The following is a 13,363-nucleotide window of genomic DNA, read 5'->3' as shown; positions in this document are numbered from 1 at the left end:
TGTGTTACACAAGATGTCATTAGAGCGGCTGAAAGCGCGGGTTTCGTGTCAAGGATCACGCGGTAAGTGTGCACGATGCGCAAACCAAGCCGCGCATGCTGTGTGAACCAGCGCGACACTGGGACAGAACCCAACAGGCAACCGCGGGCTGGCCGGGTGCGAATCACTCCTGGTCAGCGAACTGGGTGCGGTACAGCTCGGCGTAGCGCCCGCCGTGAGCCAACAGCTCATCGTGGCTGCCCTGTTCGAGGATCCGCCCGCCCTCAACCACCAAGATCGCATCCGCTGCCCGGATCGTTGAAAGCCGGTGCGCAATCACTAACGCGGTACGGCCTTCCATCGCCTCCGAAAGCGCGGTCTGGACCGCGGTTTCATTCGTTGAATCCAAAGCCGATGTCGCCTCATCCAAAACCACCACGGCAGGTGCCGCGAGAAGCAAACGCGCGATCGTGAGCCGCTGCCGCTCACCGCCAGAGAGACGGTAGCCACGCTCGCCGATCACCGTGTCCAGGCCATCGGGCAACGCTGCGATCACAGGTTTGAGCCGCGCCCGCTCGAAGGCCGACCACAACTGCTCATCTGTAGCGTTTGGGGCGGCGATCGTGAGGTTATCGCGGATCGACTCGTGGAACAGGTGACCATCCTGGGTGACCACGCCGATCGTATGCTTGAGCGAATCGAAACTCACATCGCGAACGTCCACGTCATTGAACGTGATGCTGCCCTCCGTCGCGTCATACAGCCGCGGAAGAAGTGCCGCGATCGTCGACTTACCGGCACCACTGGAACCCACCAGCGCGACAGTCTGGCCCGCCTGAATCGTGAAATCGATCCCGTGCAGAACCTCGGAACTCTCACGCTGATCCAGCACCGAGACGTCCTCAAGGGAAGCCAGAGAAACCTGTTCGGCTGTGGGGTAGGCGAACCGCACGTCGTTGAACGCGACCGTGACCCGACCGGAACCCAACTCGACCGCGTCCGGCTTCTCCTTGATCAGCGGGTCAAGATCCAAAACCTCAAACACGCGCTCGAAAGAAACGACAGCGCTCATGATGTCCATGCGGGCGTTCGCAAGCATCGTGAGCGGAGCGTACAGACGGGTCAACAGCATCGCAAGGGTCACAACCTCGCCTGCGTTGAGATGCCCCAGAACCGCCTGGACGCCACCCACGCCGTAGACGAGCGCCAAAGCCAGCGCCGAAACCAGCGTGAGGGCCTGAACGAACGTGGTCTGCAGCATCGCGGTCTTGACTCCGATGTCCCGCACCCGGCCCGCACGCTCGGAAAACGCCTGGGACTCAGCCCCCGGAGCGCCGAAAAGCTTGACCAGCGTTGCCCCGCCCGCGGAGAACCGCTCCGTCATGCGGGTAGACATCGCCGCGTTATAGTCAGCCGCTTCACGCTGTAACGAAGCCAACCGCCCGCCCAGCAGGCGTGCAGGGATCAAGAAAACCGGCAACAGCAAGATTGAAAACAGCGTGACCTGCCATGAGATCGTGACCATGACCGCAACCGTGAGGATCAGCGAAACGATGTTCGCAACAACACCGGAGAGCGTGTTGGAGAAGGCACGCTGCGCACCGATAACATCATTATTCAGCCGCGATACCAACGCGCCGGTTCGGGTCCGGTTGAAGAACGCGATCGGCATGGTCTGCACGTGATCAAACACCGTGGTGCGCATGTCATAGATGAGGCCTTCGCCGAGCTTCGCGGAGAAGTACCGGTTCAGAAGACTGAAACCCGCATCGGCGAGTGCGAGTGCGGCGATCGCGATGGCAAGCCACACGATCACCTCGACCGGCCCGCCGGAGGTGATCGCGTTGACAACATCGCCGGCGAGGATCGGTGTGATGACCCCGATCACCGAGATCACCACCGAAATGCCTAAGAACAAGAACAGCATCGCCTTGCGTTTAGCCGCGAAACCCCAAATGCGTTTGAGGGTCCCTTTGGAGATCTTTCCGTGGTCCTTGGTCCGTTGGGCCGCCACGGTGCGGTGCAGAACCATCCGCGGTGAGAACTGACTCATCAACATCCTCCTCAGGGCGCAAAAACTTAGACGCGCTACCTAGATGCAGTATCTAACGCGCAAGGCCGATGCGCACGTTAGGTGTACGCATCGGCCTGCCACACAGTGGTGTGGTGTTGGTTGATTAGTTGGTGAAGTATGTGCGTTATTTGCGGCGGAACAGCCCCGGCAAGCTCGTCAACTGGCCGCGGATGGTTGCAGCACGGCGCAGAATCTCGCTACGCGTGGACGGCGGGGCCTGTTCGGCTGCCTGACGCGATTGAGCTTCGGCGAGGATGACCGCGAACAGTGCCGCGATCTCCTCATCGGTCGCTTCACCACGCACCACACGAAGATCGCTCGGCTCAGGTGCCGACTTCTGTTGAGGTGCCCAGGAAAAGTTTTGTGTGGTGTTCACAGCGGAATGTTCCCATGCTTACGGTCAGGGTTGGTCGTGTGCTTATCGCGGGTTGCGCGCAAGCCCTTCACAATCTGGACGCGGGTCTCGCTCGGTGCGATCACCGCATCGACATAACCCAACTCAGCGGCCTGATACGGGTTGAGTAGCTCGGCTTCGTAGCCGTCGATCAGCTCGGTACGGCGAGCCTCGACGTCGCCACCTTCCTGCTCAACAGCTGCCAGGTCACGACGGTAGAGGATATTGACCGCACCCTGGGCGCCCATGACACCGATCTGAGCGGTAGGCCAGGCAAGGTTGATGTCCGCGCCGAGCTTCTTGGAACCCATCACAATATAGGCGCCACCGAAAGCCTTGCGGGTGATGACCGTGAGCTTAGGCACGGTCGCTTCAGCGTACGCGTAGAGCAGCTTGGCGCCGCGGCGGATGATGCCCTGATCCTCTTGATCCTTACCCGGCAAGAAGCCTGGAACATCGACGAACGTCAGCACCGGAATGTTGAAAGCGTCGCAGTGGCGCACAAAACGGGCGGCCTTCTCAGAGGCGGCGATGTCGAGTGTGCCAGCGAACTGCATCGGCTGGTTCGCGACGATTCCGACGGTCGAGCCTTCAACACGGCCGTAACCGATCATGACGTTGGGCGCATACAGCGCCTGCATCTCAAAGAATTCGCCGTCATCGAGTACGGACTCGATGACTTCACGCATGTCATACGGCTGGGACGCCGAATCCGGGATCAGGGTGTCGAGGGCCTCGTCATCCTCGGTGACCTCGAGCTCGGCCTCATCCGCGTAGAGCACCGGCGGGGAAGCGAGGTTATTGGACGGCAGATAGGAGAGTAGCTCGCGCACGAAATCGAGCGCATCCTCCTCATCCTCGGCAAGATACGTGGATGTACCCGTCTCCGTGTTGTGGTGGCGGGCGCCACCGAGGGTCTCCATGTCCACGTCTTCGCCCGTGACAGCCTTGATCACGTCCGGGCCCGTGATGAACATGTGGGAAGTCTTATCCACCATGATGATGTAGTCCGTCAAAGCAGGGGAGTAAGCGGCACCACCAGCAGACGGGCCCATGATCACCGAGATCTGCGGGATCACACCCGAAGCGTGGACGTTATTGCGGAAGATATCGGCGAACATCGCAAGGGAGGCCACGCCCTCCTGGATGCGCGCTCCACCACCATCGAGCAGACCGATCACCGGCATCCCGTTACGCAAAGCGAACTCTTGGACCTTGACGATCTTCTCGCCGTTGACGTTAGAGAGCGAACCACCAAAGACCGTGAAGTCCTGCGAATACACCGCAACCTGACGGCCATCTACCGTCCCGTAACCGGACACGAGACCATCACCGAGAGGATGCTTCTTCTCCATACCGAAAGCAGTGGTGCGGTGCTTAGCCAACGCATCGAACTCAACGAAGGAACCCGGGTCCAAGAACATATCGATGCGTTCACGCGCAGTGCTCTTACCGCGGCTATGCTGCCGTTCAACCGCAGCTTCACCACCAGGGTTGATGGTCTCAGCCATACGGCGATGGAAGTCCTCGAGCTTACCGGCGGTCGTAGTGAGATCCGGGGTGCTGTGCGGATCTGACGGCTGGGCGGTCATCGCTTGCGAACTCTCCTTCGTTTTGGTGGAAACCTCTCAAAAAGAAAGGCATCCAGGCCATTCTACGGGCTATCTTCGCTAAAGCTTTTGTCGGACTCCTACAAAAACAAGCCATAAAGCCCGGCCTGCTCCCACGGAACCCGCGGCTGGATGAGCGCTGCGCGCCACAGTTATCGCGGTAGTTACTGCCCAGTCACTTAGGCAATGTAACCTGGATCACAACACATCGTTTTCGATGCATTCGATACAGCACTGCATTCAGCGCAACCTGCACTCGGTACTGCAACGCGCACGGCAACAACAGGAGGACCACGTGAGCACATCAACCAAAACCCTCAACGGCAAAACCATCCTCATGTCCGGAGGCTCCCGAGGAATCGGCCTCGCGATCGCCCTACGCGCAGCCCGCGACGGCGCCAACATCGCGATCCTCGCGAAAACCGCTGAACCACACGCCCACCTCGAAGGCACAGTCCACACCGCAGTCCAAGACATCAACGACGCCGGCGGCAAAGGGCTCGCGATCGTCGGTGACGTACGCAAAGACGAAGACATCCAACGCGCCGTCGACACAACAGTAGAAGAGTTCGGCGGCATCGACATCGTCATCAACAACGCCTCCGCGATCAACCTCAACCCCACGCCCGCACTCGACATGAAGCGCTTTGACCTCATGCACCAAATCAACATGCGCGGAGCCTTCGCACTACCCAAAACCGCCTACCCACACCTCAAAAAGGCAGAGAACCCACACATCCTCACACTCTCCCCACCACTGAACCTCGACCCGGTATGGGCAGGCGCACACCTGGGCTACACGATGGCTAAATACGGGATGAGCATGACCACACTCGGATTCGCCCAAGAATTCGCACGCGATCGAATCGCCGCGAACTCACTGTGGCCGGCATCCCTCATCCACACCGCCGCGATCGAGAACCTCCCCGGCGGCGAAGCGATGCTCGCCGGCGCCCGCAAACCAGACATCGTCGCCGACGCCGCCCACCACATGCTGACCCAGCCGTCACACACCTTCACAGGCAAATTCCTCACCGACGAAGAAGCGCTCGCCGACGCCGGCGTCACCGACCTCACCGGCTACGCCATCAACCCAGACCACCCGCTCACCGCGGACATCTTCCTCACCAAAGACCGCATGCCGGAAGGCTCCATCTCGCCAATCCCAGGACAGTGACGCGCTGCGGCGGGGAGGGGCTTGCGGGCGAGTTGAACGCGGTATGTTCGTAGGACACCCGATTCTTAGGGCCCGTTTTCAAGGCCCGGCAACTGACGACCAACACGAGCGAAGGTTGACATGCACACACCAGAGCGCCTTGAAGCCGACATCATCACCGCCAACGCAAGCGCCGAATGGGCGGCGTTGCACGGTAGTGAACGTTCCGCCGCGTGGCCGCGCCTCATCGTCAAGGACCACACGGACTCGACGAACGAGGACGCCATCAACCTGTTAGCCAGTGGTGAACTGGGCGGCCCCGATATGCCCGATGCGTCAGGGACACTCATCGTGACGCTGGACCAACGCTCGGGCAAGGGTCGGCTTGGCCGCGATTGGGAAACACCGGCAGGCTCGGGGCTTGCCATGTCCCTCGTGATTCAAGCCCCCGCGAGTGTGCCTACCGAATCGCTAGCGATGGCCTCGACCCTTGTCGGGCTCGTGTGGCGTGACGTGTTAGCTGCAGCGACGGCCTCCGACGTGAGCCTCAAATGGCCCAACGACGTGCTGATCGACGGCGAGAAAGTAGCAGGCATCCTCGCTCAAGTTGCGCCCTCCTTGCCCGGGCCGCGTGGCGTCAGCGTCGGGGACAGCAAGACCGGTGTGGACAAGACTGGACTGACTGATAAGACCGGCGTCACCGGCAAGAACGGCGTTGCAGACAAGACCGGTGTCACTGACAAGACCGGGGGCGCAGGCGGAGCAGGTGCCGGGGGAGCAGGCGCGGGAGGCCTCAACCTCGTCGTAGGTATCGGCACCAACCTGACCCAGACCAAAGAGGACCTGCCGGTGCCCACCGCAACCTCACTCGCGCTCCACAACTGCACCACCGACGTTCACCATCTGATCTCCGCGTTCTGGACCCGCGCTATCGCGGTACTTTCCGAATGGTTGCCAGCGGGTGGCCCGCTCGATCAGCCGCTGGGTTCGCTCGGGTGCATGAGCCTCGTCGATGCGACCCGCAAACACTGCGCAACCATCGGAGTGGACGTGCGGGTCCAGTTGCCCCACGAGGTGACCATCGCCGGCGTGGCACGCGACATTGACGCATACGGCCACCTCATCGTCGAGGACGGCACGGGCAAACGGCATCAGATTTCAGCAGGGGATGTCATCCACGTACGCCGCAGCGACGGCCACTACGCCTAAAGGTGTATATCCAGGCACCCGCGGGCCGCTAAGGTACAGCGTGAGGGCGCTCTAGAGTGGATGAGAGCGTGGAGTGGATAAGAGCGTAAGCTCAGCTGAACGGAAGAGTAAGAATGGTCCCGCGGAAACTTCTACACCCTGGCGAAGAAGCTGTGATCAGAACCCGCCGCCACCCGCGCGCACTTGTGCCCATCGCTGGGGCTCTCCTGCTTATTACGATCATCGGCGCGATGCTGGGCGGATTCGCCTCACGCACCGCGGACCTCGGAGGTGCCTGGGGTTTGGTCTCCCAAGCCCTGCTGGCGCTCGTAGCGATCGGCTGGGGATGGGCGATGTTGCGCTGGGTCCTGCGGCCGTTCTTCGCATGGGTCAACACCCACATCACGCTCACGAATCAGCGTTTCTTCATACAGCGCGGCCGCAGCGTTCAGCACATTCCACTGCTCTACATCAACGGCGTGTGGTTCAAGCCGACCGACCGGATGCCGCGCGCGCCGGGAACCCTCGTCGTGAAGGTTGAGGGGCGAGAAGCCACGTTCCGAAACGTCCCCGACGTCGCGCATGTTGCTGACAGCATCAGGCGAGAAGCAGCGGCGGCCCATCAGTACAGGGTTATGGTGCCGTACGGGCTGTGAGGGCACATGTTGGCTCCCGAACCGCCCAAGTAATGCCCATATTGTGGACACTGCGTGACCTTTGACACATTTTTCGCTGTGAGGGTGTAAGAATGGACAGGGGCATTTTTGACGTCGGCTGACACATGCGCAAAGAAGAACGATTTCAACGGGAAGGACGGTGCCGGCAGTGAGCCAAGGAAACCCACCTGAGCGCACCGAAAACCCGGAACACAACTCCAAAACACAGAACCCCGAAACGCGGAACGCGAAGCCACAGGACTCGGAGACACATACCCCGGGGACACAGAACCCGCAAGAAAATGGTTCGGTCACGCACGGATTCGCGACTCAAGGTTTCGATGCAATCAAGGCCTTCGAAACGGAGCAGGACTTTGGTGTGGGCAAGCAGGGTCGCGCTCACCTCATCGATGACGGTGGCAGCGATGCAGGGCCTGGCGATGCGGGGGTCGGCGATGACGGGTTCACTGATGTGGGGTTGAGCCCGGTCCCGCCGCCGTCGTTGAAGCCCGTGACGGAAGAACCATCAGATTCCCAGCCACATGAGGCGGGCAGCACCGATCAGTCAGCGCCTCAACAGTCCGAGAGTGAACAGTCAGCCGGTGAGCGGTCAGGCAGTGAACAGCCAGGCAGCGGACGGTCAGGGAACGCTCCGTCCGAGGGGCAGGGCGAACGGGTGGTTACAGCCCAGATGCCGGCAGTCGAGATGCCAGTTGTTTCAGGCCATGTTCCCGTCACCCAGACTAAGCCGAGTGAACCTGCGATGCCGGTGAGCGCATCGAACCCTACCGTGTGGGAAGCATTGGATACCCACGCGATTGGGGCGGTCCCGGAAATCGGGCCGATCACCACGTCGATGCCGGTTTTGGAAACCAAGACCGAAACCGACGATGAGGTACGGGCTGCCGCGCACCGCCTTGAGATGCGGTTGCGGGGCTCGGCACGGACCATGCGTCGCCGCGAAATCGCGGCACACGTCGGTATCTCGCTGCACTCGGCTCGCAAACTCTGGCGGGCCCTGGGGCTTCCGCGGGTTTCAGATGACCAGGTCGCGTTCACGATGCGGGATCAGCGCGCCTTGGACACGATGGTTGAGCAGGTGCGCAAGCGTCGCTTGTCTGAGGACGCGATGCTCTCGATCGCCCGTTCGATCGGGCAGCTGACAGACCGGATGGCGATCTGGCAGATCGAGGCACTCGTTGAAGACCTCGTTTCGACTCACGGGATGAGTGACCCGGAGGCGCGCCGCCAGGTTGTGCTGATGTTGGACGAAATGTTGGATCCGCTTCTGAAGATGGTCAACTATTCGTATCAACGCAACCTTGCGGCGGCGATTCACCGGCAGGTTTTGCGTGCCGAGTCTGGTTTGCGTTCCTCGAATGAGTACCGCACTGGTACTGAGGACGATGCCGCGCTCCCGTTGGCGCGTGCGGTGGGTTTCGCTGACATGGTGTCTTTCACCTCGCTTTCGCGCGGTATGGATGCGCGGCGTTTGGCGCGGCTGGTTCAGAACTTCGAGGCCCGTTGCGCCTCGATCATTTCGACTGGTGGTGGCCGGCTGGTCAAGACGATCGGCGACGAGGTTCTCTATGTCGCTGAAACCCCGCAGGCCGGTGCGAGGATCGCGTTGACGTTGGCGCGCGCTTTCAGCCCTGAAGAGGACATGCCGGAGGTCCGTGTGGGGCTGGTGTGGGGCCGTATTTTGTCGCGTCTGGGCGATATTTATGGTGCGACCGTGAACATGGCGGCACGCTTGACTGCGATGGCGGAGCCGGGCCAGGTTTTGATCGATTCGTTGACGAGCCAGGTGCTCGATGACGATGAGCGGTTCGTGATCGATGAGTTGTCGCCGGTGGAGCTGCAAGGCTTCGGGGCGGTGACCCCGTTTGACCTCTCGCCTGGCCCTGACGCTGTATTGCCGATCGACTAACGGGTTCGGTCCGTGGCGTTATTCAAACTGTCAGACCCCTGGGGCATGATTGTTTTGTGGCATTTGAGAACGCATCGACATCATCGTCTTCTGTAACCGGTGAAGACCCCAACGAGCCCGCGGCTATTGACTCTGCGACCGTTGAGCCCGCGGCTGGAGATTCTGCGGATGTTCCTGCGCATGCGTTGCGGGAGGAATACGCGGAGCTGGTGGATAAGGTCCGTAAATATCGGCACGCGTATTACAACGAGAACACGCAACTGGTATCTGATGCCGAGTTCGATGAGCTTTTCGCTCGGCTTGAGGAGCTTGAAGCGCTACACCCCGAGTTGGTGACCAACGATTCACCGACCCAAGAGGTGGGCGGCGAGGTTTCCGCGGCGTTCTCCCCGGTTAAGCACCCGAGCCAGATGTATTCGCTCGAGGACGTTTTCAGCTATGAAGAGCTTGAAACCTGGTTCGAACGCGCCCGCGCCAACAGCGCCTCTTTCGCCCCAGGGGTTGAGGTGAAGTGGCTGACTGAAGTCAAGATCGATGGGCTCGCGGTCAACCTGATTTACCGCGATGGCGTGTTGGATGTCGCGGCAACTCGCGGGGACGGGACCACGGGTGAGGACGTGACGGATAACGTCAAGACGATCGCGGACATCCCGCACCGGCTCGAGGGTGAGGGGTGGCCCGCCGAGCTTGAGGTCCGTGGTGAAGTATTCATCCCCTCGAAAGAGTTCGAGGCATTCAACGCCTCGTTGATCGCGGAAGGTAAGGCGCCGCTAGCGAATCCGCGTAACGCGGCGGCGGGCTCGCTGCGGCAAAAAGACCCAGCCCAGACTGCTAAGCGTCCGTTGCGGATGTTCGTGCACGGCGTGGGTGCTCGCGAGGGGATGGACGTTGAATCTCAGCACGAGATTTATGCGCAGCTTGAAACGTGGGGGCTTCCGGTGTCCCCGTATAACAAGCTCTTCGATACCTCGGAAGAAGTGTTCGGCTATATCGACCAGATCGGTCAGGACCGCCACGGCTTGGTCCACGAGATCGACGGCATGGTCATCAAGATCGATGACTTCCAAGCCCAGCGCGCCCTGGGCTATACCTCGCGCACGCCTCGCTGGGCTGTTGCCTATAAGTATCCGCCGGAGGAAGTTCACACGGATCTTCTGGAGATTCGCGTGCAGGTGGGGCGCACCGGACGAGTGACACCGTATGGAGTGATGCGGCCGGTGACTGTGGCTGGCTCGACGGTTGAGCGGGCTACCTTGCACAACCGCGATGTGGTCAAGGCGAAGAACCTGCTGATCGGCGACGTTGTGGTGTTGCGTAAAGCAGGGGATGTGATCCCGGAGATCGTTGGGCCGGTTCTTCCGTTGCGTGAGGGCCGCGAGGACGAGCTATCCGAGTGGGTCATGCCGAGCGAATGCCCGTCGTGCGGAACACCGTTGCGTCCCGCGAAGGAAAGCGATGTGGATCTTCGTTGCCCGAACAGCCAGCACTGCCCCGAGCAGTTGGCTCAACGCGTCGAATACGCGGCCTCTCGCGGCGGGCTGGACATCGAGGCTCTCGGCGCGGAGGCGGCCATCGCGTTGACGATCGGCCCAGGGCCAGACCCGGCCGAAAACAGCGGGGTTCCAGCACCATCCGGACCTGGTCCATTGACGACAGAACGCGACCTTTTCGATCTGGCTGACCCGGAGTCTGAGTTATCGAAGTCGCTCGCGGATGTTCGAGTGTGGCGCGAGAAGCGTTCCAAAGGCCAAGGCACTGGCGTATGGGAGCTCCGCCCCTACTTCTATACGCGGGGAACATCCGCGAAACCGGCAGGACCGAACGCGAATACGCAGAAGTTGTTCCGTGAAGTCGCAGGTGCGATGGGCAAGGAACTGTGGCGGGTTTTGGTCGCGCTGTCGATCCGCCATGTAGGCCCGACCGCATCGCGGGCTTTGGCCCAACGCTTCGGATCGATGGATGCGCTGCGTGAAGCCGTGGCGAGCGAGAACGCGCTCGAGATCCTCTCCGATATCGACGGCGTGGGGACCATCATCGCCGAGGCCCTAGTGGATTGGTTCAAAGAAGACTGGCACGTTGAGATCGTGGACGCGTGGCAGCAAGCCTGGCGCGCGAACGGTTACGAGATGGCCGATGAACGCGACGAAGCAATCGCGGCGATCCTCGAAGGCCTCACAATTGTTGTGACCGGATCCCTCGAAGACTTCTCCCGAGATGAAGCCAAGGAAGCGATCCTCGCCCGCGGAGGCAAAGCAACCGGCTCCGTCTCCAAGAAAACAAGCGTTGTGGTTGCCGGTGAAGCCGCAGGCTCCAAACTCACGAAAGCCCAAGAGCTCGGCATCCCAGTGCTGGATGAGGACGGGTTCAAAGAATTACTCGCACACGGCCCATCCGTGCTTGAAAACGACGCAGCACGTGAGGAAAGGGACGACGCGTGAGCCACGCACAAACTGCACCAGACTCTGTGCTGGCTGAGGTGTTCGATGTCGCTCTGGGCGCTGCCCACGAAGGAGCGAAGGTTCTTGCCGCGATGCGGGGCCAGGCCGAGGTCGTCGCTGAAGCAGACACGAAATCCGCGGCAGGGGACTGGGTCACCCAAGCCGACCGCGCATCCGAGCAAGCGATCCGCGAATACATTCACGCTCGCCGGCCCGAGGATGTCCTCACGGGCGAAGAATACGACGCAAGCGGAGACATCCACGCCGAATACCGATGGTGCATCGACCCGCTGGATGGGACCGCGAACTTCGTGCGCGGGCTGCCGCACTACGCGGTGTCCGTTGCGGTGACGCGCCGCGAATACTTCCGTGAGAATCTTGATGAAGACGGCAACCCAACCGAAGACACCCCATTCGTTGAACGCTGGGTTGCCGGTGTTGTGATCGCCCCCGAGCTGCAGAAAATGTGGGCGGCCTGCGCATCTGCTGATCCGGTGTCTGCAGATACAGCGCAGGCATACACCGCTGTGTGGGAAGCGGAACACGCTCCGCGCCGGTGCGACGATGAAGCCAGTCGCAGGCTCACGGCGGAGGCATCCGACGGGGCAACTGGTCAGGCCCGGATTCTCGCCTACGGATTCGGCTACGGCGCTGGGCAGCGTCAACGCCAAACCCAAGCGCTCACGCGCCTCATTCCGCACTTCGACAACGTCCGGCGGCTCGGTTCAGCCGCGATCGATATGTGCCTTGTAGCGGACGGGACACTCGATGCCTACGCCGAAACCGACATCAACGAATGGGACTGGGCCGCCGGCTCATTCATCGCGCAAGCCGCTGGGTTCCCTGTGCAACGACCCCTCTGGAACAGTACTCACAGCTACGGGTGGTGCCTCGTAGGTGACGTACACGGCCGATGGCTCGGCCCCATTGCCGCCATCAACACGGGCGATACAGCCAGCGTTAGAGATGCAGCCAGCGGTGACGGTGAGGTCAACGCGGGTGGCATCACGCTCCGTTACGCGACCTACCACGATGATGAAGCGATCGGTGAGATCACCGAGCGAGCGTACCTGCACGAAGGCTACTTCGACTCCGCAGACGACCCCTACATGCAACAGATCGCGCAGGTAGCGGAACGCCGCCGGCACGCGCTCTTGCTCGTTGCCGAAGACCACCAGAACAACATCGTGGGGTCCGTGACGCTCGCGCTGCGAGGTAGCCTGTGGGCCGACCTCGCAGAGGACGGCGAGCTTGAGATGCGGCTGTTCGTTGTGGACCCGGAACATCAACGGACAGGGCTCGGCGGCAAGCTCGTGGAGGCGATCCTCTCATTCGCCGGGACTCTGCCGGGCATCCGCAGGGTTGTCTTGACCACCACGCCCGACTGGGAACCAGCGATGCGTTTCTATGAACGCTACGGCTTCACCCGCGAGGCTCACCGGGACGTCGACATCCCAGAGGTGCCGGGCCTGCGGCTCGCGGCGTTCAGTAAAGCAGTGGGGTCCGCCGCTGAGCCCAACGCATCCTGAACTCGTCAACAGACCTCACATACAGACCTCAAAATGCCAACGACGGCGACTGTGCCTAAACTGGTGCAAGCACTTAAGACTTTCGGGACTTTGAAAGATTGGGAGGGAAATGTCTGGAATCTCTCGTGACCAAGTGGCGCATTTAGCGACCTTGGCGCACATTGCCATGACAGAAGAAGAACTTGACAGGATGTCCACGGAGCTTGACGCGATCGTGGACGCCGTCGCCTCAGTCAGTGAAGCCGCAACGGATGATATCCCGGCAACGAGCCACCCGATCCCGTTGACCAACGTAATGCGTGAGGACGTTGTTGGAGACACGCTCACCCAAGCGCAAGCGCTTGCCAATGCTCCTGATGCCGAAGACGGCCGTTTCCGTGTGCCAGCGATTCTGGACGAGGACTGATAA

10 protein-coding genes are annotated in these 13,363 nt (G+C 61.1%); 7 read left to right on the top strand and 3 right to left on the bottom strand.

Going from position 1 to position 13,363, the window contains the following annotated elements:
- Positions 1-163: 163 nt before the first annotated feature.
- From MHJ63_RS04890 to MHJ63_RS04880, 3 genes are all read right to left on the bottom strand, one after another.
- On the bottom strand, positions 164-2,032 hold the full coding sequence (locus MHJ63_RS04890; protein WP_239446319.1) for an ABC transporter ATP-binding protein: 1,869 nt from the start codon (positions 2,030-2,032) through the stop codon (positions 164-166).
- A 145-nt stretch (positions 2,033-2,177) separates the two neighbouring features.
- Positions 2,178-2,429: an acyl-CoA carboxylase subunit epsilon gene (locus MHJ63_RS04885; RefSeq protein WP_035756836.1), complete on the bottom strand. Its 252-nt coding sequence runs from the start codon at positions 2,427-2,429 to the stop codon at positions 2,178-2,180.
- Positions 2,426-4,039: an acyl-CoA carboxylase subunit beta gene (locus MHJ63_RS04880; protein ID WP_239446318.1), complete on the bottom strand. Its 1,614-nt coding sequence runs from the start codon at positions 4,037-4,039 to the stop codon at positions 2,426-2,428. Before MHJ63_RS04880 ends, MHJ63_RS04885 begins: the two co-directional genes overlap by 4 nt.
- Before the next feature lie 355 nt (positions 4,040-4,394).
- Here MHJ63_RS04880 and MHJ63_RS04875 point away from each other — a divergent pair, with 355 nt between their 5' ends.
- The 7 genes from MHJ63_RS04875 (at position 4,395) to gatC (ending at position 13,360) form a co-directional block, all read left to right on the top strand.
- Positions 4,395-5,234 (top strand): SDR family oxidoreductase, encoded by an 840-nt coding sequence (locus tag MHJ63_RS04875; protein ID WP_232219311.1) that lies wholly within the window; start codon positions 4,395-4,397, stop codon positions 5,232-5,234.
- Between the two features lie 120 nt (positions 5,235-5,354).
- The gene (locus tag MHJ63_RS04870; protein ID WP_239446316.1) at positions 5,355-6,422 is read left to right on the top strand and encodes a biotin--[acetyl-CoA-carboxylase] ligase; all 1,068 of its coding nucleotides are present in this window, start codon (positions 5,355-5,357) and stop codon (positions 6,420-6,422) included.
- A 152-nt stretch (positions 6,423-6,574) separates the two neighbouring features.
- A complete protein-coding gene (locus MHJ63_RS04865; protein WP_141739870.1) occupies positions 6,575-7,057 on the top strand; it encodes a YdbT family protein in 483 nt (160 codons plus the stop codon).
- A gap of 169 nt (positions 7,058-7,226) precedes the next feature.
- On the top strand, positions 7,227-8,987 hold the full coding sequence (locus tag MHJ63_RS10035) for an adenylate/guanylate cyclase domain-containing protein (protein WP_239446315.1): 1,761 nt from the start codon (positions 7,227-7,229) through the stop codon (positions 8,985-8,987).
- A 56-nt stretch (positions 8,988-9,043) separates the two neighbouring features.
- Positions 9,044-11,425 (top strand): NAD-dependent DNA ligase LigA, encoded by a 2,382-nt coding sequence (gene ligA, locus MHJ63_RS04855; protein ID WP_370977526.1) that lies wholly within the window; start codon positions 9,044-9,046, stop codon positions 11,423-11,425.
- A complete protein-coding gene (locus tag MHJ63_RS04850) occupies positions 11,422-12,954 on the top strand; it encodes an inositol monophosphatase family protein (RefSeq protein ID WP_239446314.1) in 1,533 nt (510 codons plus the stop codon). The genes ligA and MHJ63_RS04850 overlap by 4 nt, the downstream gene beginning before the upstream one ends.
- Before the next feature lie 109 nt (positions 12,955-13,063).
- On the top strand, positions 13,064-13,360 hold the full coding sequence (gene gatC / locus MHJ63_RS04845; protein WP_035756845.1) for an Asp-tRNA(Asn)/Glu-tRNA(Gln) amidotransferase subunit GatC: 297 nt from the start codon (positions 13,064-13,066) through the stop codon (positions 13,358-13,360).
- Positions 13,361-13,363: the final 3 nt, after the last annotated feature.

It is taken from the genome of Pseudoglutamicibacter albus, from assembly GCF_022346425.1.
Taxonomy (GTDB): Bacteria; Actinomycetota; Actinomycetes; order Actinomycetales; family Micrococcaceae; genus Pseudoglutamicibacter; species Pseudoglutamicibacter albus.
This window is presented reverse-complemented; position numbering and strand designations above follow the sequence as displayed.